Origin of the sequence: Corynebacterium sp. KPL1986, from assembly GCF_000477975.1 — a bacterium.
GTDB lineage: Bacteria > Actinomycetota > Actinomycetes > Mycobacteriales > Mycobacteriaceae > Corynebacterium > Corynebacterium accolens.
Genome location: NZ_KI515719.1, coordinates 898,287 through 921,515, shown reverse-complemented (window position 1 = coordinate 921,515; position 23,229 = coordinate 898,287). Strand labels below are relative to the sequence as shown.

The window sequence follows — 23,229 nt, the reverse complement described above, 5'->3', positions numbered from 1 at the left end:
CTCCTCTCATAATTCGCGGGGAAATCCGTTAGACCATACTAGCGGGCGCGAATGTAAAACGGTGCGATGGCCTGGAAGTTGTTCGGCGGCGGCGCGGGCGAGGTCGCGAGCATATTCATCGGGTAAGTGGGCGAAGACAAAAACCGTCGCGGAATCCGGCACCAGGTAGGTCAAAGAATGCGAGCGCATGAGGCGGCGCATGTGCTTATCCAGCACGGTAAAGGTTTCTGGGTGGGCCAACCAGGAGGAAATCGGGGCGCCGTGGGAGCGAACTTGCAGGCCGCCATAGGGCGCTGCGGCAGGCAGGGCGCAGCGAGCTGGGCGCGTCCAAAAGCGCAGGCCCTGCGAGTCGAGCGCGGCGCGCTGCAGGTTCAGCGAGGCACAATTCCACGCCTGGCGGGTCGAGACATCCAGGTCCGCAAGGCCGCGGTGGCTGAGCCGGCGAAAGGTGCGCTGCCCGGGAAAGACTAGCGCCATCGACAGGTTGGGGGAGAGCTGGATGGTGGCGAGGGAGTCGCAAAAGCCGTCATCGGAAAGCCGCTGGTGCTTAATCCACGACCGCGCGAATAGCGCCGGCAGCAAATTAGTGGTGGTGGGGCGGGGTGCATCGAGCGTCAAGGTCATGGCGATTTCTCCAGGGTCGTGAGTATCCGCCCTTATTGGACTGGAGAAATAGCCGGGTGGTTCCCTGCGGGTTTAAAAAGGCGGCTCGGCGTCGAGCTCCAGCTCAGAAAAGAGCTGGGCACCGGACCACATGGTGATGTCCTGGCCCTTTTCCTGCAGCTCTTCGGCGCGCTTTTCCTTGGAGGTCTTCTTTGCCCATTCGCCGACGACAAGCAGCGTGGTCTTCTTGGTGACGTTTTTGCCCACTTGCCCGCCGCGCTTGGCGATGCCCTGCCACAGCAGTCCCTTATCGTACGGCTCGAAATCGCCGGTCAGGGTGACGTGTTGGCCGTAGAGTGCGCCTTGAGGATCGGCGTCGGGATTGGGATCCGGGATGGTATCCGGGGTGGCCACGGCCTGCCACGGCGCCCGGCCGGAAGACGCGGGCTTCTTGTTGGTTCCGGCGGACCGGGTGGAATCGCGGAAATCGGTGCCGGCGCCCAGATCGTCGCCGGAGGTGGGCGCGGTATGCGCGCGCAGAACCGGCAGGATGGCCGAGGATTCGAGCCTGCCGAGGCTAAACTCCCGGCTGGTAAAGAGATCGGTGATGCTTCCGGTATGCCCAAAGCGCTGGGCTAGCCCGGTGATGATGGTGCCGGCGGCGCGGGCGTCCTCGGTGGCATCGTGGTGGGTAAAAGAGGCGCCGCCAAGGTGGCTTACGACGGTAGGAAGCTTGTGGTTGGCCACCGAGATAACACCTTGCCTTGAGGCATCGCGAGACAAAGCGAGTGAGCAGGCCAGCGGGACGGTGGGGACATCGGCGCCGGCGGCCAGCAATCCGGAGCGCAGCGCTGAGGAGTCAAACTGGACATTGTGCGCGACGATGACATCGCTGCCGATGAAATCAAACAGCTCTGCGGCCGCTGTGGCAAAGGGCATTGCTCCTTCGACATCGGCGGCGGTAATACCGTGGATGGAGATATTGACTTCGGCAAAGTGCTCCAAGCCTGGGGGAGGGGTGCACAGCCACGACTGGGACGCGGTTTCCCCGCCATCGCGGTAACGCACGGCGCCGATCTGGCAGATGGAACCCCAATTATCATTGGCGGTTTCTACATCAACCGCGACGAAATCAAGCCCCGGGTTGCCCACGGAGGATTCTTCGCTAGAGGATGGGGCTGCGGCTTCCGCGGGTGCGTCGCCCTGCTGCGCCGCCTTAATGGCGCGCGCCACGCTGTGGGGGTCTTGGTGCGGGGCGAAGGCAATGCTGCCGGCGCTGCCTAAGGACAAGGAACCAAAACCGGTGGCGGTGGGTTCGTGGGCGCGCAGGTCATCGATGGCATCAAGGGCGATTTCTGCGGTGGCAGGCGCGCCCAAGCTGCGCGAGAGCAGGCTGCGGTGAAGCACGACTTTTTCCGCAGTGACATCGATCAATACGCCATGCGCGGGATACGACACGAAAATGGCCTTTCTTCTGAGGTGACTATCTAGGAGGGCTGCTGCACAGAGATCGTACTCGCTTGTGCTTGGCGGAAATCCGCCGCGGGGGTGAAGCGTTTTAATCCGCCTCGCTGTGCTGCAATCCGGCATTGATAATCCGCACGCCACGCACCAAATCGGCGCGGTAGTCCGCCGCGGTGGTCCCGCCGGTGGTTTCTAGCAGCTGGCGCTGGGATTGCTCGAGCAGCGTGGCGCCCAGGACGAGGTGCACGGCGGAAAGGGCAGCGGCCTTGCGTGCGGCGGCATCGAAATCGGGGCAGGTGGCGGAGCTAAACTGCGCGACGAGGTGATCCCAGGCCTGGGAATCCGGCTGCGAGAGGCCGGCGATGGCTACCTCCGCGCCATCGCGCCGGGCCAGGAGCAATTCGCGCAGGTGCAGGCTAATCTCTTCCAGCGTGGATCCGGCGACGGGGGCGATAATATCTTCAGCAAGAGCGGCAATGAGCGCCTGCTTATTGGCGATGTGCCAATACAGCGCCCCCGGGGCAACGCCGAGGGAGGAGGCGACGCGGCGCATGGTGACATCGGCAAGCCCATACGTATTCAATAGGGTCGTGGCGGCGTCGATGATGGCCTCGCGATGTAGTTGCACAGTGGAAATTGTACGTGTTTCGCCGCGCTAAGGAATAGCTCACAGGTACTTTTCAGACTGCAATAATGTCCCTTGCAAACTTGCATTGTTAGGATTGCGGGGACATAAGAACCCGTCGTGAGGCGGCTTCGCATTCGAAAGATTGATTCAGGAGCTCTCCCTTGTCCTTTTTGACCCCTGCTAAGAAGTCCCTTTTTGCGGTCGCTATGGTTGCCCCGCTTGCCTTAGCTGCATGCAGCTCAGATGACGAGGACGATTCGACGAAGACCGCGTCGTCTTCGTCCGCCTCCTCGTCTACTGAGACCTCCGCAAAGGAATCGGCGAAGAAGTCTGAGGACAAAGACGCCGACAAGGATAAGAAGGAAAAGGAAGAAAAGGATAAGAAGAAGGCCGCCGAGGACCCTAAGGACAAGGGCGAAGAAGGCGGCAATGAGGGCGCTAATACGAACCCCATGCACAACGGGGACGATCCCTTCGCCAACGCCCAGGACATTAAGCCCATTGAAGGCGGACAAGAAGCCAACGATGGCGATAAGCAGGCCATTGAGCAGTTGGTGCGCGGGCAGCATGAGATTGACAACGTCAAGGAATACTTTGGCTACATGCCAGCCCACGCCTGCCGGGCCGTGCGCGAAGGCGAGTCCGGGGATTTCCAGCAGTACCTCAACTACGTTGACAGCCTGCCCAACCAGTCCTTTTCCGAATACGCAAACTCCATGCGCCAGCAAGGCCAGGGCAATCCCCAGATCAACGAATTTGCCAACCAGCTAGAGGCCATTCCTACCTCCACCAAGCTGGAATCGGTCAATGACGTTGTGGTCAACGGCGATGACGCCTCCGCCACCGTGAGCGTGTCAAACTCGGAAGGTACCGATACCTCCACCGTTCGTTTCCGCCGCGAGGACGGCGACTGGACCTTCTGTAACTAAAGTGTCTTCCCGCCAAGCTCGCTTGCCCCGCACTCTCGGTTTTGGTGCGGGGCTCCTCGCGTGTTCCCTGCTCGTTTTCGGCATCTGCGGCGCGCTCTGGGGTTTTATGCGCCCCACGATGACCGGCCGCGCTGTCGACGGTGGCGGCTATGCCATTGAAGCGGTGGGCAACGCGCAATTCGTTGCGTTTATGACCTTTGCGCTCGTTACGGGTTTCTTGGGGCTGTGCCTGGGGCTAGCCGCATTTGTCCAGCGCCGCGGGCGCGGTCTCGCGATGTTGCTGTGGGTGGGGGCATGCGCCTTCGCCGGTGCCGTGTCCTTCTACGTCTTTGGCGGCATCACCGCGACGCACCCGCCGGAGAACCCAGGCGATGTCGTGGAGTTTGCGCCGAACTTTTCTCCCGCCGTGGCCTGGGCGGTAGCGCCATTTTTGGCCATGTTTTCCTACTGGTGCACCGCGTTTATTAGCTCCGACGCGGACTGGGAAGTTGTGGGGCGAGAGGCTGCGGATGAGCCGCAACGGGAAGTTACGCCCACTTAACCGGGGAGCTGCCGCAAAATTCCCGCGCGATTTCATCGATAGCGTGCAGGATCGCATCGAGGCTCTGGCTTAAAACCCGCTGCAACTGGTCTTGGCTTAGACCCGCCCCAATAAGCGTCGGCACGTCGACGTGGACGTGGAGGCCGTCGTCGCTGGCGCGGCAGTAAGCCGTGGCGCTGTGGCTTATCAAGTTCCAGTCATTGCAGATCAAAAACAAACGGGTGAACTCGTCCTCATCCGCATTGAGAGTCCACCGGCCGGTAATGATGAGGCTTGGCCCAGAGTCGAGGGTGAAGGTGCAGGCGATGGAATTGACCAGGGCAAATAGGCAGATGTCACCATCGCTATGGAAGCTGTCGATCCCTATCTGCGGCAGAGTGGCGGCGAGGAAATCCAGGGTGACTGCGGGCGGGGAAGCAGCATCGTCTTGAGCTAGCAACAGCTCTGGTTCTTGGGCAAGGGCCGGAAATTCGCGCGTCGCCACGCTCATGAGCACCTCTGCGCCGCGGAGCGCGGCGGGCACAAACGCGGCTAGTTGATCGTGCGTTGGTGCAGCCCCAGTGGTGAAATGGCTCTGCCCACACAGCACCAGCGAGCCCGCCTCGTCATAGTCCAGCAGGGCGGTGGGGTAGAGGCAATCGGCATTCCACGTGGTGATGAAGCGGGACAGCTCGGCGGCATCGCCCAGCGCAACCGCACCCCGCGGAGTGGTGTGCAGGTGGATTACCACACCGTCGGCCTGCGACACAGACACCAAGGTGGAGCCCTCCTGCCCATGGGAGATGACGAGTTCTCCAGTAGGTAGCGCCCAATAGGAAAAATCATTCTCGCGGACGATGGCGCGCAGGTGCCGCTCAAGACTGGTGGATTCAAATTCGATCATCATGCACCGCACACTCGCCCTCGCTGGAATTTGCTTTGAGTCTATCGCCCAAGAGGGTGTTCCCGCGGCGCTTTGGGCGATAGTATATTGGTTTGTCTACAGATATAGCCCACGGTGATCAACCAGAAAGTGAGCCAGGAATGCTTCGAACCATCGATCTCCGCGGTCAACAGCTCCGCCCCGCTACGCTGCGCCGCGTCCTTCCGCGCGGCGGCACCGATGTGAATTCCGTCATGGGGACCGTCGTGCCGATGGTCAATAAGGTGCGCGATGAGGGCGCCCAGGCGGCGCTGGATTATGGGGAGCAATTCGATGGAGTGCGCCCGCCGTCCCTGCGCGTGCCTGAGGCGGAACTGCAGCGGGCCGCCGACGAGCTTGATCCCCTGGTGCGCGCGGCCATCGAGGCCTCCATCGAGCGGGTGCGCCGCGTGCATGCGGACCAAAAGCCGGAGTCGCACACCACGCAGCTGGCCCCCGGCGCCACCGTGACCGAGGTATTCCGCCCCATCGAGCGCGTTGGCCTCTATGTTCCCGGCGGCAAGGCGGTCTACCCGTCCTCTGTCATCATGAATACCGTGCCCGCGCAAGAAGCCGGTGCCTCCAGCCTGGTGGTTGCCTCCCCACCGCAAAAGGAGGACGGCGGCCTGCCGCACCCCACGGTCTTGGCCACGTGCCACATGCTGGGCGTGGAGGAAGTATGGGCCGTCGGCGGGGGCCAGGCGGTAGCTCTTTTGGCCTACGGCGATGCGGACGAAGACGTAGAGCCCGTGGACATGATTACCGGGCCGGGCAATATCTTTGTCGCCGCAGCCAAAAGGGCGGTGCGCGGGGTGGTAGGCACCGATGCGGAGGCCGGCCCGACCGAAATCGCCATCTTGGCGGATGAGACCGCGAACCCCGTCTACGTGGCCTACGATCTCATCTCCCAGGCAGAGCATGATCCGATGGCGGCAAGCGTGTTAATTACGGCATCGGAAAGCGTGGCCCAGCAGGTGCAGCAGGAGGTCGAGCGCCGCTATACGGCAACGGAGAACTCCGCCCGGGCAGCCGAGGCCTTAACCGGCGAACAATCCGGCATCGTCCTGGTGGATTCCCTGGAGGCGGGAATCGCCGTGGCGAATGCGTATGCCGCCGAGCACCTAGAAATCCACACCGCGGATGCGCGCGCCGTGGCAGAGCGCATCAACCACGCCGGCGCCATTTTCGTCGGCGCGTATTCCCCCGTGCCCTTGGGGGACTATTCGGCCGGTTCCAACCACGTGCTGCCCACCTCGGGCACGGCGCGGTTTTCCGCGGGGCTTTCCACCCACACCTTCCTCCGGCCGGTCAACCTCATCGATTATGACCGCGGCGCCCTGGAAGAAATCGCCCCCAACGTCATCGCCTTTGCCAATGCTGAGCGCCTTCCCGCCCACGGGGAGGCCATCCGCGCCCGATTCGAGGAGAAATAAATGGCCCAGCTACATGACCTACCGCTGCGCGAGGAATTGCGCGGCGAGACCGCCTATGGCGCCCCGCAGCTGCGGGTGGCCTACCAGCTCAATACCAACGAAAATCCTTTCCCGCCTTCGCCCGCGCTTGTCGATGCCCTCGTGGACGAGGTCCGCCGCTGCGCCAGCTCGCTCAACCGCTACCCAGAGCGCGATGCGGTCGAACTGCGCACCGAGCTAGCCCGCTACGTTTCGCAGCAAACCGGCGTGGATGTCACCTACGAGCAGGTCTGGGCCGCCAACGGCTCCAATGAGATCCTGCAGCAGCTGTTGCAGGCCTTCGGCGGGCCCGGGCGCAGCGTGCTGGGATTTACACCGTCGTATTCCATGCACCCGATACTGTCTGCCGGAACCCACACCCGGTTTATCGAGTGCCCGCGCGATGAGAACTTCGCCATCGATATGGACCGCGCCCTGGCAGCGGTGGCCGAGCACCAGCCCGACGTCATCTTTATTACCACCCCGAATAACCCCACCGGCGGGGTAACCAGCTTGGACGATATTGCCGCGCTTGTCGATGCCGCTCCCGGCATCGTCATCGTCGACGAAGCCTACGCAGAGTTTTCTGACTCGCCGTCCGCGACGAGCCTGTTGGAAAAATACCCCACCAAGCTCGTGGTCTCCCGCACGATGTCGAAGGCTTTCGACTTTGCCGGCGGGCGCCTGGGTTATTTCGTGGCGGACCCGGCCTTCGTGGAGGCCATCATGCTGGTGCGCCTGCCGTATCACCTCTCCGTCTTATCCCAGGCCGCGGCCACCGTGGCCCTGCGCCACAGCGCGGATACCCTCGCCACTGTGGAAACCATCGCCGCCGAACGCGACATGGTGGCCGGGCGCCTGCGCGAGATGGGCTATACCGTCATGCCGAGCGAATCGAATTTCCTTTTCTTTGGCAATTTCGCGGACCAACACCGCGTGTGGGAGCAGTTCTTGGATGAAGAGGTGCTCATCCGCGATGTAGGGATCGACGGGTACTTGCGCGTGACCATTGGCCTGCCAGAAGAAAATGCGGCCTTTCTGGCTGCGGCAGAAAAACTAGCGACTACAGTAGGAGCGGATACTTCAAAGGAGTGATTTATGACAAACCGTGTGGGGCGTGCCCAAAGAGCTACATCGGAATCGGACATCGCCGTTTCCATCGACCTTGACGGCACTGGGAAAAGCGACATTTCCACTGGGCTGCCGTTCTTTGACCATATGCTTACCGCATTTGCCACACACGGGCTCTTTGAACTGCAGGTTAAGGCCACCGGTGACGTGGAGGTAGACGCCCACCACACCGTGGAAGATACCGCCATCGTATTAGGCCAGGCCCTGCGCGAAGCAGTGGGGGATAAGGCCGGGATCCGCCGCTTCGGCTCCCAATTACTACCCATGGATGAGGCGCTGGTAGAGGCGGTCGTGGATTTTTCGGGCCGCGCCTATTTCGTGATGAATGGCGAGCCGGAGCACCTGCAATGGCAGGTCATCGGCGGGCACTATGCCACGGTGATTAACCGCCACTTCTTCGAATCCTTGGCCACGCACGCAGCCATTACCCTGCACGTCAACGTGCGCTACGGCCGCGATCCGCACCACGTGACCGAGGCGGAATACAAGGCGGTAGCCCGCGCGCTGCGCGCTGCCGTGGACCACGATCCGCGCCAGACCGGCATCCCTTCGACGAAGGGAGCCCTGTAGCCCGTGCAGTTTATGATCCTCATCCTGTTTCTGGTGGCAGGCCTCTTGGTAGGAGGGGCCTGGTCCGCGTATCAGCAGGGCTCGAAGTTTTTTACGGTTGTCGCCGCGCTTTTAGCCGTTATCACCGCGGCCGCGGCCATTGCCTGGATGGTTGGAGGCTTTAGTAAATGAGCGAATCTCAAGAGACCAATATTTGGAAGGTGCCCGGCTATACGCCGACGATGGTAGCCATCGCCGCCGCCTTTGGCGCTTGGTCCATCCTGCTTCCCGTGGTGCCGCTGGCCGTCATTGACTCCGGCGGTTCCGCGACCCTGGCGGGTGGATCCACCGGTATCTTCATGGCCTTTACGGTTGCCACGCAGATCATATCGCCGTGGCTGTTGCGCCGCTGGGGCTACAGGCGCGTGATGGCGCTGTCCGCCTTTACCTTGGGCGTGCCGGCCTTCGGCCACCTGTTGGGTACCGAGGCCTGGATCGTCTTGCTATTTTCCGCCATGCGCGGGGTGGGCTTCGGCGCCCTCACCGTGTCCGAATCCGCGCTGATTGCAGAGCTCTCCCCGGTGCGTCTGCTGGGCAAGGCCACCGGCATGATTGGTGTATTTACAGGCTTGGGGCAGATGATCTTCTTGCCGCTCGGCCTGTTCATGGCGGATTCCTTAGGCTACGCCTCGACCTATATCACCGCCGGCCTCATTGGCTTCTTGGGCTTTGCCATGTGCCTGCGCATCCCCAAGATCAAGGTCACCTTGGCCGAGGATAATGATGAAGAAGTCAATATCATTCGGGTTCCTACCTGGAAGCTGGTTGCGGTTCCGGCCTTGGCCTTGACCACCTTCTCCATGAGCTACGGTGCCATTTCCTCGTTCTTGTCCCCTGCGATGCAGGAGCTCGATGCCGCAAGGGGCGCCAGCCTCGCCGGCATCATGCTGTCCATCGTGGGCGGCGCGGCGATGATCTTCCGGTACTTCGCCGGCGTGGTGGCAGACCGCACTGGGGCCCCAGGCAGCCTGTACATTCCAAGCCAGATCATGGCGATCATCGGCGTCGGGACGATTTCGCTGACCCTATTTATGGAAAGCTCCATCTGGTGGCTGGTGCTCGGCGCGGTTCTATTCGGTGGCGCCTTCGGTATCGCGCAAAACGAGGCCTTGCTATCCATGTTTGACCGGCTGCCCCGCGAGCGGGTCTCGGAGGCCTCGGCGATTTGGAATATTTTCTACGATAGCGGCACCGGTCTAGGCTCGACCTTGCTCGGTGCCATGGTGGCAGGCTACGGCTACGACGGCGCCTTCGGAGCGGGAGTTGCGATCCTGATCGCCGGTTTGCTGCTTACCACGGCGGACTTCATCCTGGGCCGGACTCGTATCAGCGAGACCAACGATATCCGCACTCGTTTGCGTCGAATGCGTAAGGTATAGCCCATGACAAAATCGGTGGTGTTATTGGACTACGGCGCGGGCAATATTCGCTCTGCCCAGCGTGCCCTCGAGCGCGTCGGGGCGGAGGTCACCGTCACGGCGGATCCTTATCAGGCCCTCGAGGCAGACGGGCTGCTGGTTCCCGGCGTGGGCGCGTTCGATGCCTGCATGACAGGGCTTAAGGCGGTGAATGGGCCGAGGGTCATCGGCCAGCGGCTGGCAGGAGAGCGGCCGGTCATGGGCATTTGTGTGGGTATGCAGGTGCTTTTCGATGCCGGCGTCGAGCACGGCATCCACTCCACAGGCTGCGGCGAATGGCCGGGTACGGTCGAGCGCCTGCAATCCGACGTGTTGCCGCATATGGGCTGGAATACCGTCGAGATGCCAGATGGCAGCGCCATGTTTGCCGGGCTTAACGTCGATGAACGTTTTTATTTCGTGCATTCCTACGGCGTACGCCGCTGGGAATTGGAAACCGTCATTACCCGCCCGCCGCTGGTGAGCTGGTCCACGCACGCTGGCGATTCTTTCGTGGCGTCGGTGGAAAATGGCGCGCTCTGGGCCACGCAATTCCACCCCGAAAAATCCGGGGATGCGGGCGCGCAGCTATTGGAAAACTGGATGCACACGCTCTAGGTAGGATGAGACCATGACTTTTACGCTTTTGCCCGCAGTCGATGTCGCCGGCGGCAAGGCCGTGCGTTTGGATCAGGGAGAGGCCGGCACCGAAAAGGTCTACGGTGCCCCGCGGGATGCAGCCCTTGAATGGCAGCGCCAAGGCGCCCAGTGGCTACACTTTGTTGACCTCGATGCCGCCTTTAATCGCGGTTCCAACCACGAGCAGATGGCGGGGATTACCCAAGAACTCGGCATTAATGTCGAGCTTACCGGTGGCATCCGCGATGATGCCGGGGTAGAGCGCGCGCTGGCTACCGGCGCGAACCGCATCAATATTGGCACCGCCGCCTTAGAGAACCCAGAGTGGGTAGAAAAGATTCTTGGGCACTATGGCGAAAAGGTCGCCGTGGATTTGGCGGTGCGCTTAGAAGATGGCGAATGGCGCACGAAGGGCAATGGCTGGGTCTCCGATGGCGGGGATCTCTGGGAGGTGCTCGAGCGCCTCGATGCCGCAGGATGCCAACGCTTCGTGGTCACGGATGTGTCCAAGGACGGGACGCTTTCTGGGCCCAATGTGGAATTATTGCGCGAGGTAGCAATGGCAACCGATGCCAAGGTCACCGCCTCCGGTGGCATTTCCTCCCTGGCGGATGTTAGCGAGCTGGCCCGGTATGAAAATGAGGGCATCGATTCGGCGATCATCGGCAAGGCGCTGTATGAGGGAAACTTCAGCCTGGAGGAGGCGCTAGCGGCGGTGGCAGAGGTAGAGCCGCTGCCCGCAGAGGTGCCCATCGATCCTTATGACCCCGAGGAAGAGTAAGCGATGATGGATCCGCGCGAATTGGTGGCCTTTGCGGAGGCGGCCGTTGACCAGGTTGAGCCCATCTTTCGATCCGGCATCGGGGCGCCACCGGCCCACTTTAAAAGCAGGGGCGATTTTGCCACAGAGGTGGACTTGGCCATCGAAAAGCAGCTGCGCGATATCTTGCAGCAGATGACCGGTATCCCGGTCTATGGGGAGGAATCCGGCGGAAGCATCCACGACACCGTGTGGGTGGTCGATCCAATCGATGGGACCGCGAATTATTCCGCGGGCAACCCCATGGCGGGTATCTTGGTGGCTTTGGTTCACGAGGGCCAGACTGTCGCGGCCATCTCAGATTTTCCCCTCTTGGGCAGGCGCTTGGTGGCCAGCGACGGCTCGCCGCTGCGTTCTGCCGGTGGGCCGTCCGGCGGTTTCGGTGGCGGGGAAGAGTCCCCAGAATTCGATGATGCCCGTGGGCACGTGGGATGTTTTTCCAACCTTCCCACTGCGGCATTCCACGAGCTGCGCGAATCCGGCTTGCGGCCGCGCATCACGGGCTCGGTGGGACTAGATAATGCCTTCGTGGCCCAGGGCGTATTTGACGGTGCCGTGAATTTCTCGCCGCACCCGTGGGATAACGCGGCGGGAGCGCTCCTTATTAAGGCCGCTGGGGGCATCATCACGGATCCGGAGGGCAATCCGTGGACCGTGCAGTCGCGGGGTATGGTCTCCGGTACGCCGCAGGTGCACGAGACAATCCTGAAAATCCTATCTCACCACTCAGATTAACCCTGACTAACTTGTGAAGGAGTAAGCCCCGCATGGCTGTAGCCGTACGCATTATCCCGTGCCTTGATGTGGATCAAGGCCGCGTAGTCAAGGGCGTGAATTTTGCTCACCTGCGCGATGCAGGAGACCCCGTGGAATTAGCCGCGCGCTATGAGGAATTGGGCGCGGACGAACTGACATTTCTCGATGTCTCCGCGTCCAAGCACGGCCGGTCCACCATGCTCGATGTGGTACGCCGCACCGCCGATCAGGTCTTTATCCCTCTCACCGTGGGCGGGGGAGTGCGCAGCGTTGACGATGTCCGCGAGCTCCTGCGCACCGGTGCGGATAAGGTATCGGTCAATACCGCGGCGATTGGCAATCCAGACCTGCTGCGCGAATTGGCAGAGGTCTTTGGCTCGCAGTGCATCGTCTTATCCGTGGACGCGCGGCGCACCGACGCGGCGCACGCACCGTCGGGGTTTGAAGTCACGACTCACGGCGGGACGACATCGGCTGGCATCGATGCAGTGGAATGGGCCCGCACCGGCGCCGAACTGGGCGTGGGGGAGATCCTTTTAAACTCCATGGACGCCGATGGCACGAAGGCCGGATTCGACCTCGAGCTTCTGCGCGCGGTGCGCGAAACGGTGAATATTCCCGTCATCGCCTCCGGTGGGGCGGGTGCGGCAGCGGATTTTCCACCCGCCGTTGAAGCCGGTGCCGATGCCGTGCTGGCAGCCAGCATCTTCCACTTTGGGGAGGTAGAAATAGGCGAGGTCAAAAAGGCGCTGGCAGACTCCGGATACGAGGTGCGCCGGTGAACACTCCCGCAGATTATGAGCTAGACCCGCAGATAGCTGCGCTGCTCAAGCGCAATGAGCAAGGGCTCGTGCCGGCGGTTGCCCAATCCGATTCCGGCGAAGTGCTGATGCTTGCCTGGATGGATGACCATGCGCTTGCCCACACGCTGGCAACGCGCAAGGGCACCTACTTTTCGCGCTCGCGCGGCGAGTATTGGATTAAGGGCGAGACCTCCGGGCATACGCAGGACGTGCTCGGTGTGCGCCTTGATTGCGATGGCGATACCATCTTGCTGACCGTGCGGCAGCGCGGCGCGGCGTGCCACACTGGAGACCGGACCTGCTTCGATGCGAGAGTTCTTTTAGGGGATGATTCCTGATGACGAGGCGACTTGGCCCGCTCCTTATCGCGGTGGGCACGGCGGTGCTGTGGTTTTCTTCCCGCAGCACCTGGGTAAAAGCGGTAAGCGAGGACGATAAATCGGGCTCGGCAACCAATGAGATCGTGGGCTCGTCGTGGTCCTTAGAGCTTATGGCATTAACACTGGTCCTCCTGGCCGGGGTGCTCGCTGGCCTGGCCCTGCGCCGAATGGGGCGGCGCATCGTGGCCATTGTGTGCGCCCTTGCCGCGGCAGGTGCGGCGTGGAGCCCCATTAGCCTGCTGACCAGCGGTGCTGACGCCCAGCGCGCGCAAAAAATATTGCAGGGCGCGTCCGCGAATGAGAACGCGGTGGATTCTGCCGCAATCTCCGAGTGGGCCACCGTCATCTCGGTGGAGGTCACCAAACTTGGCCCCATCGTGGCCATTATTGGTGCGGCCCTAGCGTTCTTTGGCGCCGTCCTCCTCGCCCAGAACCCAGGCAAGGACAAGGCCAAGGCATCGAGCAAGTACGAAACCCCCGCCGCCCGCCAAGAAAAGCTGGCGGAAGATTTGGAGACCTCATCCGATTCCGGCCGCGTGATGTGGGACGCGCTCGATAGCGATATCGACCCGACCGATGTGGGCCGCAAATAGCCCCGTTCGCGCAGCGCAATTTCCGGAAACGCCTCGCATAGCGTTAATCTAAGTGTGATCTTAATCGCGCTTGGAGGGAGGTGCTCATGCCCACACCCATAGCCGTCGATCACCTGGTCGCTGGGGTGCTTGAGGATGTCGCCGCGCGCGAAGCACGCGTTTCCTTCCAAGACATCAAGGCGCGCTCCCGGGACATGGAGCCTCCCCGCGATGCCCGCGCGGCGCTTTTAAAACCAGGGTGTTCGGTCATTACTGAGCTCAAGCGCGCTGTTCCTTATACCGGGGAAATTGCCCACGTGGGCTCGGCCGAGCAGATGGCCGAATGGGCGCGCACCTTTGAAAACTGCGGCGTGCATCTGATGGCCTGCCAAACGGATACGCGGCGCTTTAACGGTTCGCTTGAGGATATGGCGGCCGCGCGCGCTGCTATCGATATCCCGATGATGGCGCGCGACCTCATCGTGGATCCGTACCAGATTCATGAGGCTCGTTGTTTTGGCGCCGATGCAATCCCGCTGCAGGTCGAGCTTTTAGAACAAGCTCGATTGGAAGCCCTTTTGGACCGGGCGGAATCGTTAGGGATGACCGCCATCGTGGAGGTGCGAACCTGCGGGGAGGTCAACCGTGCCATCAAGGCCGGCAGCAGTGTCATCGCGATCAATGCGTGGTCCCTTGCCTCTGATGAGATCAACCGGGAGGCCTTCAACGATATTGCCCCGGGCCTGCCGGAATCCCTCCTGCGCATCGCCGTGGGTGGGGTGAATAATGCTCGCAACCTCTTCCACTATGCCTCCCGCGGGGCGGATGCGGTATTGGTCGGCGAATCCGTCATGGCGGCCCAGGATCCCACCGCCTTAGCACGCTCCCTGGTGGCCGCGGGCCAGCACCCGGCGTGTCCGTCGCGTAAAAGTTCCTAGGAAAAGTGACCCCAAACTAGCTCACGGGCACGCCAATAAGGCACACTATCTACGTGCATACTCAGAATCTTGCAAATATCCCCTCCCCGCCGCAGGGCGTGGTGTGGCATCTTGGCTCCATTCCAATCCATGCGTATGCGCTGTGCATCATCGCCGGCATCCTCGTGGGCATGTGGATGACGCTGCGGCGATACACAGCCCGGGGCGGCAATCCCGATACCGTGTGGGATGCGACCATCGTCGTCATCCCCGCTGGCATCGTGGGCGGGCGGCTCTACCACGTCATCACGGATAATCAGAAGTACTTCTGTGAGACCTGCAACCCAGTCGACGCCCTCAAGGTCACCAATGGCGGCCTTGGCATCTGGGGTGCGGTTGCCTTAAGCGCCGTAGCGCTCTGGGTAATGTTTCGAATCAAAAAGATCCCGCTTGCACCATTCGCGGACGCGGTAGCGCCTGGCCTCATCCTTGCCCAGGGCATCGGCCGGTTGGGCAACTGGTTCAATCAGGAGCTCTACGGCCGGCCGACCGACGTTCCGTGGGCGCTGGATATTTACTACCGCGTCGATGAGGCGGGGGAGTACGCCCCAGTTTCCGGGCATTCTACCGGCGAGGTCATCGCTTCGGTGCACCCGACGTTTTTGTATGAGCTCATTTGGAACGTGCTGGTGTGCCTGTTCCTTCTGTGGGCGCACAAGGCATGGAAGCTGGGCCGCGGACGAGTATTCGCCCTCTACGTCGTGGGCTACACTCTGGGCCGCTTCTTTATCGAAGGCATGCGCTCTGATGAAGCCACCGAAATCTTTGGTGTCCGCGTAAACCTCATTGTTTCCGCCGTTGTCTTTATCGCAGTTCTCATCGTCTTTTTCTTGCTGGACAGGCAACGCAAGGGCCCCGAAACTCCAGAGGAAGTTGACCCGCGATACTACCGCGAGCAGGCGGAAAACGGCGGCGAGGACGACGAGAAACGCGTGGCAGCCACGCATGCTAACCGCACCTCGGGCGCTGCAACCGGCCGGAAATGACCGGTTATGTGTGATCGTGTCCGATTGCCGTAGTTAAGGCGCCAAAAAATTGTGGCCTAGCCGCGCGCGAGGGAGTAGGTTGGGGGTTGTTCAATTTCCCCGATGGAATAGGCCAATAATGCTGGATAGAAGAACCAAAATTGTCTGTACTCTCGGCCCCGCGGTAGCTAGCGGGGACGGAATTTTGCGCCTTGTAGAAGACGGCATGAACGTCGCGCGCCTCAACATGTCGCACGGTGAGCATGCGGACCACGAAGCCAATTACAAGTGGGTCCGCGAAGCCACCGAAAAGACCGGCCGGAACGTAGGTATCCTGGCCGATCTTCAGGGCCCCAAGATCCGCCTTGGCCGGTTTAAGAACGGCGAAGAGCAGTGGGATAACGGCGAGATCGTCCGCATCACCGTGGACGATGTCGAAGGCACCCACGACCGCGTATCCACCACCTACAAGGGCTTGGCACAAGACGCGAAGCCCGGCGATCGCTTGCTTATCGATGACGGCAAGGTCGCCGTCGTCTGCAAGGAAGTAGACGGCAATGACGTGGTGTGTGAGGTAACCGAGGGTGGTCCCGTATCCAATAACAAGGGCGTCTCCCTGCCCGGCATGAGCATTTCTGTGCCAGCCCTGTCTGAGAAGGACATCGAGGATCTACGCTTTGCCCTGCAGCTCGGCGTGGACTACATCGCGCTGTCCTTCGTGCGTTCGCCTGCCGATGTCGACAAGGTCCACGAGATCATGGACGAGGAAGGCCGCCGCGTGCCGGTCATCGCCAAGCTGGAAAAGCCCGAGGCTGTCGATGCCCTCGAGTCCATCATCTTGGCCTTCGATGCCGTGATGATTGCCCGCGGTGACTTGGGCGTTGAGGTTCCGCTGGAAGAGGTGCCACTGTTCCAGAAGCGCGCTATCCAGATTTCCCGCGAGAACGCCAAGCCGGTCATCGTGGCCACCCAGATGCTGGATTCCATGATCGAGAACTCCCGCCCCACCCGCGCGGAGGCTTCCGACGTGGCCAACGCCGTGCTCGACGGCGCCGATGCGGTGATGCTGTCTGGCGAGACCTCCGTGGGCGCGGATCCACACAACGTGGTGCGGACCATGTCGCGCATCGTCAAGCGCTCCGAGACTGATGGCCAGGTCCCGCCGCTGGCGCACGTTCCGCGCACCAAGCGCGGCGTGATGTCCTATTCCGCCCGCGATATTGCAGAGCGCCTGAACGCGAAGGCTATCGTTGCCTTCACCTCCTCCGGTGATACCGCAAAGCGCGTCGCCCGCCTGCACTCTGACCTGCCGCTTTTGGTATTTACCCCGGACCAGGACGTGCGCGCCCAGCTGGCGCTGACCTGGGGTGCAGAGACCTTCTTGAGCCCCGACGTCAAGTCCACGGATGAGATGATGGAGGCCATCGATAAGTACCTGCTGGACTTGGACGAGTACGACGAGAATGACTTGGTCGTCGTTGTTGCAGGTACCCCTCCGGGAATCTCCGGCAATACCAACATGATTCAGTGCCACATTTTGGGAGAGACCATCAAGGACTAGCGCACTGAAAAGCCGCCGCGCCCCACACTCCATTGAGAGAGTGGACGCGGCGGATTTTTTATGGTGAGTTAAGCGCCCAGGTACGCCAGCACCGCCGCATGGGCGGCTTGGGTGGAGGCCTTGACCGTCGGCTCGTAATCCGGCAGGAAGTTGGCCTGGTGGTTGACCGGGGGATCGGCTAGCTCAGATTCCGGGGTGCACCCTACGTGCCAAAAGACGTACGGCACGCCCCAGGCCTGGGGGAGGTAACAAAAGTCTTCGGAAGCGGTCGAGGGGGAGGCGGTAACGGATTCTTCCCCGAACGTGGCCGTAAAGACCTCGTCGATGGGCGAATACGCGGCGGCATCATTATCGGTGACCTCGCCGTGCGCGTAGTACTCGAAGGTGGGGTCCTTCTCGCAGCCGGAGGCCACGCATTCTGCCTTCACCATGCGCTCTAAGGAGGCATAGACCTTCTCCGCCAGGGCTGGATCATAAAAGCGCGTATTGAGCACGAGCTCGGCGGAATCCGGGATGATGTTGTTTTTATCGCCGGAGTGCAGCTCGCCCACGGAGATGACGAAGAACTCGTGCGGTGCTACCTCGCGGCCCACGATGGCCTGGAGCCGGGTAACGATCATCGCCGCGGTATAGGTCGGGTCGATGGAGTTATGCGGCATGGAGGCGTGGGCGGATTTACCAAAGATGCGGATGCGTAGGGAATCGCAGCCGGCCATGATGGGGCCGGCGGTGTGGCGGACGGTGCCGGCGCGGCCGGGCATGATGTGCTGGCCTAAGCAAATATCGGGGCGTGGCACGCGCTCGGTGAGGTTATCGGCGATCATGTATTTCGCGCCCATGGATGATTCCTCCGCCGGCTGGAACAGAGCGAGGAAGGTGCCGGACCAGGTGTCGTGGGAGGCATCGAGAAGCGCACAGGCACCGAGTAGGGCCGTGGTGTGCATGTCGTGCCCGCAGGCGTGCATGTAGTCATTGGTCGAGGAATACTCCGCGCCGGTGGCCTCCTTGACCGGCAGGGCATCAAAATCGGCGCGCATGAGGGCGGTGGGGCCATCGCCATTGCGGAAAATGGCGACCATGCCGTGCCCGCCAATGTTTTCTTCTACTTCGCAGTCGGATTCGGCCAACTTGGCGCGGATGCGCGCCGCGGTGCGTTCCTCCTCGTGGGAAAGCTCGGGGTGCCGGTGCAGATCTTCGTAAAAATCCCGCTGCCACGCCAGGTCAGTATCCGCAGAGTGGACCACGGAAGCGATGTTTGTGGAATAAGACATAGTTTTCATCCCTTTGGTTAGGGTAGGGTCAGCTATATGCCGACTATTCAATTCGATGTATTGGTTCCAGATGAGCAAGCGGACCGCGTGGAGGAGATTTTTACCACTGCCACCGATAAGCTGGTAGCGGGCGGATCGCTTACCTCCGCCGAGGTTACTCGCCCGGCAGATCCCCAGTTCCCTGAGGGCTTGGAGGAACAACTGCAGCAAAATTACCGCGATGAACACGAAGAGCGCGACTTAGAAGGTGCGCACGCCCACCGCTATAACATCGCGGTGGCGGGAGCGACCGGCTCCGTGAACCAGCTGGCCATGGTGCTGTCGCGTTTGCTCACGCCGCACGCCGTATTGCCCAAGGATCACGTGCTGCTGGAGGATGAGTTGGCGCATGAGCGCCCCGCCATCTTTCCCTGGACGGTCGAGATTCGCCCTTAGCCCAGCTGCTTGACGATGTCCCGGGCAGCCCTAGCCAGCTGCTCCGGCATCCCACCTTCTTGATCTAGCTCTGCGGTGACGTGCTTGGTGTCCTGGTTGATGGCCCCGGCAACGATGCCGACGGGGGTAGAGGACTCCGCCGCAAGGTCCGCGACGGTGCCGACGACCTTGCCGGTTAAGGATTGCTCATCAAAGGCGCCTTCGCCGGTGATGACGAGGTCCGCCTGAGAAATGGCATCCGCGAGACCAAGGGCCTTCGCCACGTGGGCCCCGCCAGAGACGACGCGGGCGTGCTCATCGGTGCCCCACAGGGTGCGCGAAAGCCAGGTAAGGCCGATGGGAATGCCACCGGCGGCACCGGTAAATTCCGTTTCCGGATCCGTGCCGGTGACCTTGCACAATTGGAGCAGTGCCCCGGCAAGCAGGGCTATTTGTTCGCCCTCTGCGCCTTTTTGTGGCCCGTACATGGTGGCAGCCTGCATGGCCTTAGCCCGGGTATCGGCCAGGAGTGTGAAATCAACCATGCCCGCTTTGATGTTTAATTGCGCGGTATCGATGGAATCGAGCTGCACTAGCGGGGCGCCGCCCTTGGGCAGGGCATAGCCGCGTGCATCGTGGGCGGCAGCGCCGAGGGCAGCAAGGATTCCCATGCCACCGTCGATGCTGGCCGTGCCACCGAGGCCGAGCACGATGGAGGTGGCGCCGCGGGATTGGGCATCGGCAAGCAGCACGCCCGTGCCATAAGAATCCGCGTGAAGGGGATCGAGTGCGTCGCGGACCGCGGGCAGCCCCGTGGCGGCGGCGACGTCGATGAAGGCCGTGCGTCCAGCGAGGAAATACTGGGCCTCGGTCAAACGCCCCACCGCATCAGTTGTGGGAAGGGTAATGGTCTGGGTTTCTTGCCCGCCCGCCGCGGCGGCCTGGGCCAGCACCTGGGCGGTGCCTTCGCCGCCATCGGCCATGGGCAAGGTGGTAACGGTGGCGGTGGGGTAGTGCTGGCGGATTCCGTTGGCGATTCCGGCTGCGGCTTCCGTGGCAGAAGCGGTACCTTTAAAAGAGTCAGGCGCGACAACAATATGCATGCCCGTGATTATAAGGCCCACGACTCGTGCGGCGGCTTTTTGCCAGAAATCCGAACGTTCGACAGAAAATATTTACCTTTATCATCGCAGGTAAAAGCCGGTAAGCGGGGGAGTGAGAAATAATTGCACTTGCATTATCGGTAGATTGATAGGAAACTGGTTTCTGCTAGTCAAACTCCACGAGAATGGGATTTATACACTATGTCTGTTGATAGCCAGATTTCTGAGTACTACGACAAGCTACTCAAGCGTAACGCCGGCGAGCCGGAATTCCACCAGGCGGTGTCCGAGGTGCTGGATTCGCTCAAGATCGTCCTGGATAAGGACCCACACTACGCAGACTACGGTCTGGTTGAGCGCCTGTGCGAGCCGGAGCGCCAGCTCATCTTCCGCGTCCCATGGATTGATGACAACGGCGAGGTGCAGGTCAACCGCGGCTTCCGTGTGCAGTTCAACTCCGCGCTCGGCCCGTACAAGGGTGGCCTGCGTTTCCACCCCTCGGTAAACCTGGGCATTATTAAGTTCTTGGGCTTCGAGCAGATCTTTAAAAACTCCCTGACCGGCCTGCCCATCGGTGGCGGCAAGGGTGGCTCCGACTTTGACCCGAAGGGCAAGTCTGAGCAGGAAGTTATGCGCTTCTGCCAGTCCTTTATGACCGAGCTGCACCGCCACATCGGCGAGTACCGCGACGTTCCTGCCGGCGATATCGGCGTTGGCGGCCGCGAAATCGGCTTCCTCTTCGGCCAATTCCGCCGCCTGACCACCCAGCACGAGTCCGGCGTCCTGACCGGTAAGGGCCTGACCTGGGGCGGTTCCTTGGTACGTACCGAGGCCACCGGTTTCGGTGCCGTCTACATCACCGAAGAAATGATGAAGACCCACGGCGAGTCCTTCGATGGTGCCAAGGTCATCGTCTCCGGTTCCGGTAACGTTGCCATCTACGCCGCCGCAAAGGCACAGGAACTGGGCGCTACCGTCGTCGCAATGTCTGACTCCTCCGGCTACATCACCACCCCGAATGGCGTGGACGTTGACCTGCTTCGCGATGTCAAGGAAGTCCGCCGTGAGCGTATCTCCACCTACGCCAAGGAAGCTGGCAACGGCGTGGAGTTTCACGAGGGCGGCAATATCTGGGATGTCCAGGCTGATGTTGCACTGCCGTGTGCAACCCAGAACGAACTCGATGGCGAGTCCGCCAAGAAGCTCGTCGAGGGTGGCGTGCGCTACGTTGCAGAGGGCGCTAACATGCCGTCTACCCCGGATGCGGTACACGTATTCCAGGACTCCAAGATCAACTTCGCGCCCGGCAAGGCTGCCAACGCCGGTGGCGTGGCAACCTCCGCACTGGAGATGCAGCAGAACGCATCCCGCGACTCCTGGTCCTTCGAGTACACCGATGACCGCCTGCGCGGCATCATGAGCAACATCTTCAAGAACATCGACAACACGGCCAAGGAATACGACCGTGAAGGCGACTACGTGGCTGGCTCCAATATCGCCGGCTTCAAGAAGGTGGCTGACGCCATGCTGGCACAGGGCGTTATCTAAACTCCCCTTAATCCACGGCTCCCCATTTCTCCGCACCCGCGGGAGGTGGGGAGCTTCTGCATTGGTATGGCATGTGCCGATCCCCGTTGGTAGCCGGTGGCCAACTGCGCCAGTGCCGCGGGTATGTGGAGGGAAAATGGGTTACTCGCACACGGGATGCGAATCGAATTCGGAGAGCTTGAGCCCTCGCTGCACCGGCCTGAGGATTCAAGGCGCGCCCTCCACACAATGCGGGGTGCTGCGTTGTAGAATTCCCAGCATGTACCGTGTCTTTGAATCCCTTGATGAATTAGTTCAGCATTTGGAGCAGGCTTCTGGCTTTCCCATGACCTCCAATTGCTTGGTCCCCCGCCATGAGATGCTGGCGCTTCTCGATGACCTGCGTAACGCGCTGCCCGTAGAAATCGACGATGCGCAGGACGTTTTAGACAAGCAAGACGAGATTATCCGCGGCGCCGAAGAGCGTGCGGATAACACCATTAATGAGGCGAATGCGCAGGCCACCGATATGGTCAACCAGGCGCGCCAAGAGGCCGATACCACGATCGCGCAGGCAGAAGAACATGCCCAGCGGCTGATGGCTGATGCCGAGGCGCGCGCCCAGTCCACTGTTGAGCAAGCCCGCGCAGATGCAGACCGCACCATTGCTCAGGCCAACGAGGAATACGAGCGCTCGGTGGCCGAAGGCCGCCAGGAACAAGAACGTTTGGTTTCCGAATCTGAAGTTGTCCGCCGCGCCAACGAAGAAGCCAACCGGATCGTGGAGACCGCATACACCGAATCCAACCGGCTGCGCACGGAGTGCGACGACTTTGTAGATAGCAAGCTCAGCGAATTTGAAAGCTCCCTCAGCGGCCTCTTGCGCACCGTTAATTCCGATCGCTCCGCCTTGCGCGGTGGGGCCGGCGTGCGCTCTCGCGGCGGCGACTACCTGCCGTCCACCAACGCTGGTTCCTCTCGCGGTGGTGCTAGCGCCCCGCGCTATGGCGACGATGACGGTTACGAGCGCCGTTATACCGAGCGCTAAACGCTTAAACTACAAGGCACGACGCTTAAAAAGTCCTGCTGCACGGGGTACATCGCGAAAATCGCGGCACCGTGTAGCAGGACTTATTGTGCCTGTGGGAGTCTAGACCGAGCTGCGCGAGTTGGAGTGGTGCGGCGTGGGGGATGAGGGGGCATCGGCAAGCGAGGCGTCAACAGCATGTGCAGTGGGGTGTGGGCGCTGGCTCTGGACCGCCACGAAGGCCACGATTCCCGCGCTGACCAGGCCAGGGAAGAGGAAGGTGACCAAGGCCGTGGTGAAGTAGGACGAGAGCGAGGTCATCGAGCCGCTCATAAAGTCTTGGGGGAAGAACATCGCGCTGAGGCTAATGACCGCGCCTGCGGTAAGGAACATGGTGCCGACGCTAAGCAGCGCGCAGGCAAGGGCTTCGCGCGAAAGCCACGTGATGGCGGCGGCGCTGGCGGAAAATACTAGGGCACCGGTAAGTACTGTGAGGTCGAGTCCGGAAGGGATGACCAAAATCGCGCCGGCGATAAGCCCCGCGCACAAGCTGAGGATGAGGGCGGAGGAAAGGCGCAGGCCTCTGTCGCCGTAGATGCCGGAGTGGTCGGCCTTGGGCAGGCGATGGAGGACTGTCCCAGAGATGACCAAGAAGGTGGCGGGAAGGCAGCACAACACTCCGAATCTAGGAGCGATAGCGCTCAAATCTCCTGAGGTCGCGGCCAAGTGGTAAGTCATGCCTTTAGGCTAAGGCGGCTGC

26 protein-coding genes are annotated in these 23,229 nt (G+C 61.5%); 19 read left to right on the top strand and 7 right to left on the bottom strand.

The features are described 5' to 3' along the window. Positions 1-6: 6 nt before the first annotated feature. The 3 genes from HMPREF1287_RS04300 to HMPREF1287_RS04290 all read right to left on the bottom strand — a co-directional run bounded on the left by HMPREF1287_RS04300 (position 7) and on the right by HMPREF1287_RS04290 (position 2,695). A complete protein-coding gene (locus HMPREF1287_RS04300; RefSeq protein ID WP_023017267.1) occupies positions 7-624 on the bottom strand; it encodes a hypothetical protein in 618 nt (205 codons plus the stop codon). A gap of 72 nt (positions 625-696) precedes the next feature. Further along, positions 697-2,061: an exonuclease domain-containing protein gene (locus HMPREF1287_RS04295; RefSeq protein ID WP_023017268.1), complete on the bottom strand. Its 1,365-nt coding sequence runs from the start codon at positions 2,059-2,061 to the stop codon at positions 697-699. A gap of 100 nt (positions 2,062-2,161) precedes the next feature. Next, positions 2,162-2,695 (bottom strand): TetR family transcriptional regulator, encoded by a 534-nt coding sequence (locus tag HMPREF1287_RS04290; RefSeq protein WP_023017269.1) that lies wholly within the window; start codon positions 2,693-2,695, stop codon positions 2,162-2,164. A 161-nt stretch (positions 2,696-2,856) separates the two neighbouring features. On the opposite strand from HMPREF1287_RS04290, the gene HMPREF1287_RS04285 reads away from it, so the two are divergent. Together HMPREF1287_RS04285 and HMPREF1287_RS04280 are read left to right on the top strand one after the other, a co-directional pair. Continuing rightward, the gene (locus HMPREF1287_RS04285; RefSeq protein WP_023017270.1) at positions 2,857-3,624 is read left to right on the top strand and encodes a hypothetical protein; all 768 of its coding nucleotides are present in this window, start codon (positions 2,857-2,859) and stop codon (positions 3,622-3,624) included. A gap of 1 nt (position 3,625) precedes the next feature. Next, a complete protein-coding gene (locus tag HMPREF1287_RS04280) occupies positions 3,626-4,165 on the top strand; it encodes a hypothetical protein (RefSeq protein ID WP_023017271.1) in 540 nt (179 codons plus the stop codon). On the opposite strand, the gene HMPREF1287_RS04275 is transcribed toward HMPREF1287_RS04280, so the two are convergent. After that, positions 4,152-5,051 (bottom strand): YbjN domain-containing protein, encoded by a 900-nt coding sequence (locus HMPREF1287_RS04275; protein ID WP_023017272.1) that lies wholly within the window; start codon positions 5,049-5,051, stop codon positions 4,152-4,154. The genes HMPREF1287_RS04280 and HMPREF1287_RS04275 overlap by 14 nt on opposite strands. A gap of 137 nt (positions 5,052-5,188) precedes the next feature. On the opposite strand from HMPREF1287_RS04275, the gene hisD reads away from it, so the two are divergent. The 14 genes from hisD to pyk all read left to right on the top strand — a co-directional run bounded on the left by hisD (position 5,189) and on the right by pyk (position 17,127). Further along, positions 5,189-6,499, top strand: a complete 1,311-nt coding sequence (hisD, locus tag HMPREF1287_RS04270) for a histidinol dehydrogenase (protein ID WP_023017273.1) — start codon at positions 5,189-5,191, stop codon at positions 6,497-6,499. After that, positions 6,500-7,612, top strand: coding sequence for a histidinol-phosphate transaminase (locus HMPREF1287_RS04265; RefSeq protein WP_023017274.1), 1,113 nt, complete (start codon positions 6,500-6,502; stop codon positions 7,610-7,612). Between the two features lie 3 nt (positions 7,613-7,615). Beyond that, positions 7,616-8,218 (top strand): imidazoleglycerol-phosphate dehydratase HisB, encoded by a 603-nt coding sequence (hisB, locus tag HMPREF1287_RS04260; protein ID WP_023017275.1) that lies wholly within the window; start codon positions 7,616-7,618, stop codon positions 8,216-8,218. A 3-nt stretch (positions 8,219-8,221) separates the two neighbouring features. Further along, the gene (locus HMPREF1287_RS12405) at positions 8,222-8,389 is read left to right on the top strand and encodes a hypothetical protein (protein WP_023017276.1); all 168 of its coding nucleotides are present in this window, start codon (positions 8,222-8,224) and stop codon (positions 8,387-8,389) included. Continuing rightward, a complete protein-coding gene (locus HMPREF1287_RS04250) occupies positions 8,386-9,636 on the top strand; it encodes an MFS transporter (RefSeq protein ID WP_023017277.1) in 1,251 nt (416 codons plus the stop codon). Before HMPREF1287_RS12405 ends, HMPREF1287_RS04250 begins: the two co-directional genes overlap by 4 nt. 3 nt (positions 9,637-9,639) lie before the next feature. Next, a complete protein-coding gene (hisH, locus tag HMPREF1287_RS04245) occupies positions 9,640-10,272 on the top strand; it encodes an imidazole glycerol phosphate synthase subunit HisH (protein ID WP_023017278.1) in 633 nt (210 codons plus the stop codon). A 13-nt stretch (positions 10,273-10,285) separates the two neighbouring features. Further along, entirely contained in the window at positions 10,286-11,074 is a 789-nt protein-coding gene (priA, locus tag HMPREF1287_RS04240; protein ID WP_023017279.1) for a bifunctional 1-(5-phosphoribosyl)-5-((5-phosphoribosylamino)methylideneamino)imidazole-4-carboxamide isomerase/phosphoribosylanthranilate isomerase PriA, read from the top strand. A 3-nt stretch (positions 11,075-11,077) separates the two neighbouring features. Beyond that, complete coding sequence (locus HMPREF1287_RS04235) at positions 11,078-11,848, top strand: inositol monophosphatase (protein ID WP_023017280.1); 771 nt, start codon at positions 11,078-11,080, stop codon at positions 11,846-11,848. 32 nt (positions 11,849-11,880) lie between these two features. After that, on the top strand, positions 11,881-12,651 hold the full coding sequence (gene hisF, locus HMPREF1287_RS04230) for an imidazole glycerol phosphate synthase subunit HisF (RefSeq protein ID WP_023017281.1): 771 nt from the start codon (positions 11,881-11,883) through the stop codon (positions 12,649-12,651). Beyond that, positions 12,648-13,010, top strand: coding sequence for a phosphoribosyl-AMP cyclohydrolase (hisI, locus tag HMPREF1287_RS04225; protein ID WP_005278556.1), 363 nt, complete (start codon positions 12,648-12,650; stop codon positions 13,008-13,010). The genes hisF and hisI overlap by 4 nt, the downstream gene beginning before the upstream one ends. After that, a complete protein-coding gene (locus tag HMPREF1287_RS04220) occupies positions 13,010-13,645 on the top strand; it encodes a TIGR02234 family membrane protein (RefSeq protein WP_023017282.1) in 636 nt (211 codons plus the stop codon). Before hisI ends, HMPREF1287_RS04220 begins: the two co-directional genes overlap by 1 nt. A gap of 86 nt (positions 13,646-13,731) precedes the next feature. Beyond that, the gene (locus HMPREF1287_RS04215; RefSeq protein WP_005278561.1) at positions 13,732-14,562 is read left to right on the top strand and encodes an indole-3-glycerol-phosphate synthase; all 831 of its coding nucleotides are present in this window, start codon (positions 13,732-13,734) and stop codon (positions 14,560-14,562) included. Positions 14,563-14,615: 53 nt separating this feature from the next. Further along, entirely contained in the window at positions 14,616-15,587 is a 972-nt protein-coding gene (gene lgt / locus HMPREF1287_RS04210; RefSeq protein WP_023017283.1) for a prolipoprotein diacylglyceryl transferase, read from the top strand. A 121-nt stretch (positions 15,588-15,708) separates the two neighbouring features. Continuing rightward, positions 15,709-17,127 (top strand): pyruvate kinase, encoded by a 1,419-nt coding sequence (gene pyk / locus HMPREF1287_RS04205; protein ID WP_175279200.1) that lies wholly within the window; start codon positions 15,709-15,711, stop codon positions 17,125-17,127. A 68-nt stretch (positions 17,128-17,195) separates the two neighbouring features. Here pyk and HMPREF1287_RS04200 read toward each other — a convergent pair whose 3' ends face one another. Further along, positions 17,196-18,398, bottom strand: a complete 1,203-nt coding sequence (locus HMPREF1287_RS04200) for an amidohydrolase (protein ID WP_023017284.1) — start codon at positions 18,396-18,398, stop codon at positions 17,196-17,198. 36 nt (positions 18,399-18,434) lie between these two features. On the opposite strand from HMPREF1287_RS04200, the gene HMPREF1287_RS04195 reads away from it, so the two are divergent. Beyond that, complete coding sequence (locus tag HMPREF1287_RS04195) at positions 18,435-18,833, top strand: hypothetical protein (protein WP_005278570.1); 399 nt, start codon at positions 18,435-18,437, stop codon at positions 18,831-18,833. Here HMPREF1287_RS04195 and HMPREF1287_RS04190 read toward each other — a convergent pair. Further along, positions 18,830-19,915 carry a glycerate kinase gene (locus HMPREF1287_RS04190; protein ID WP_005283712.1) on the bottom strand — a complete coding sequence of 362 codons (1,086 nt, stop codon included), beginning with the start codon at positions 19,913-19,915 and terminating at the stop codon, positions 18,830-18,832. The two genes, HMPREF1287_RS04195 and HMPREF1287_RS04190, sit on opposite strands and share 4 nt — an antisense overlap. Before the next feature lie 201 nt (positions 19,916-20,116). Between HMPREF1287_RS04190 and gdhA the strand changes: the two genes are divergently transcribed. Further along, the gene (gene gdhA / locus HMPREF1287_RS04185) at positions 20,117-21,463 is read left to right on the top strand and encodes an NADP-specific glutamate dehydrogenase (RefSeq protein WP_005278576.1); all 1,347 of its coding nucleotides are present in this window, start codon (positions 20,117-20,119) and stop codon (positions 21,461-21,463) included. A gap of 259 nt (positions 21,464-21,722) precedes the next feature. Beyond that, positions 21,723-22,490 (top strand): DivIVA domain-containing protein, encoded by a 768-nt coding sequence (locus tag HMPREF1287_RS04180; RefSeq protein WP_023028938.1) that lies wholly within the window; start codon positions 21,723-21,725, stop codon positions 22,488-22,490. Between the two features lie 102 nt (positions 22,491-22,592). Here the strand turns inward: HMPREF1287_RS04180 and HMPREF1287_RS04175 are convergent, their stop codons facing one another. Continuing rightward, positions 22,593-23,207, bottom strand: coding sequence for a hypothetical protein (locus HMPREF1287_RS04175; protein ID WP_005278582.1), 615 nt, complete (start codon positions 23,205-23,207; stop codon positions 22,593-22,595). Positions 23,208-23,229 lie beyond the last annotated feature (22 nt).

What these genes read in the sequence shown, in the direction of transcription:
- HMPREF1287_RS04300 (WP_023017267.1), bottom strand. Translation starts at nt 624, where the DNA reads ATGACCTTGACGCTCGATGCACCCCGCCCCACCACCACTAATTTGCTG.
- HMPREF1287_RS04275 (WP_023017272.1), bottom strand. Translation starts at nt 5,051, where the DNA reads ATGATGATCGAATTTGAATCCACCAGTCTTGAGCGGCACCTGCGCGCC.
- hisD (WP_023017273.1), top strand. Translation starts at nt 5,189, where the DNA reads ATGCTTCGAACCATCGATCTCCGCGGTCAACAGCTCCGCCCCGCTACG.
- HMPREF1287_RS04265 (WP_023017274.1), top strand. Translation starts at nt 6,500, where the DNA reads ATGGCCCAGCTACATGACCTACCGCTGCGCGAGGAATTGCGCGGCGAG.
- hisB (WP_023017275.1), top strand. Translation starts at nt 7,616, where the DNA reads ATGACAAACCGTGTGGGGCGTGCCCAAAGAGCTACATCGGAATCGGAC.
- HMPREF1287_RS04250 (WP_023017277.1), top strand. Translation starts at nt 8,386, where the DNA reads ATGAGCGAATCTCAAGAGACCAATATTTGGAAGGTGCCCGGCTATACG.
- hisH (WP_023017278.1), top strand. Translation starts at nt 9,640, where the DNA reads ATGACAAAATCGGTGGTGTTATTGGACTACGGCGCGGGCAATATTCGC.
- priA (WP_023017279.1), top strand. Translation starts at nt 10,286, where the DNA reads ATGACTTTTACGCTTTTGCCCGCAGTCGATGTCGCCGGCGGCAAGGCC.
- HMPREF1287_RS04235 (WP_023017280.1), top strand. Translation starts at nt 11,078, where the DNA reads ATGATGGATCCGCGCGAATTGGTGGCCTTTGCGGAGGCGGCCGTTGAC.
- hisF (WP_023017281.1), top strand. Translation starts at nt 11,881, where the DNA reads ATGGCTGTAGCCGTACGCATTATCCCGTGCCTTGATGTGGATCAAGGC.
- HMPREF1287_RS04220 (WP_023017282.1), top strand. Translation starts at nt 13,010, where the DNA reads ATGACGAGGCGACTTGGCCCGCTCCTTATCGCGGTGGGCACGGCGGTG.
- HMPREF1287_RS04215 (WP_005278561.1), top strand. Translation starts at nt 13,732, where the DNA reads ATGCCCACACCCATAGCCGTCGATCACCTGGTCGCTGGGGTGCTTGAG.
- HMPREF1287_RS04200 (WP_023017284.1), bottom strand. Translation starts at nt 18,398, where the DNA reads ATGTCTTATTCCACAAACATCGCTTCCGTGGTCCACTCTGCGGATACT.
- HMPREF1287_RS04195 (WP_005278570.1), top strand. Translation starts at nt 18,435, where the DNA reads ATGCCGACTATTCAATTCGATGTATTGGTTCCAGATGAGCAAGCGGAC.
- HMPREF1287_RS04190 (WP_005283712.1), bottom strand. Translation starts at nt 19,915, where the DNA reads ATGCATATTGTTGTCGCGCCTGACTCTTTTAAAGGTACCGCTTCTGCC.
- gdhA (WP_005278576.1), top strand. Translation starts at nt 20,117, where the DNA reads ATGTCTGTTGATAGCCAGATTTCTGAGTACTACGACAAGCTACTCAAG.
- HMPREF1287_RS04180 (WP_023028938.1), top strand. Translation starts at nt 21,723, where the DNA reads ATGTACCGTGTCTTTGAATCCCTTGATGAATTAGTTCAGCATTTGGAG.
- HMPREF1287_RS04175 (WP_005278582.1), bottom strand. Translation starts at nt 23,207, where the DNA reads ATGACTTACCACTTGGCCGCGACCTCAGGAGATTTGAGCGCTATCGCT.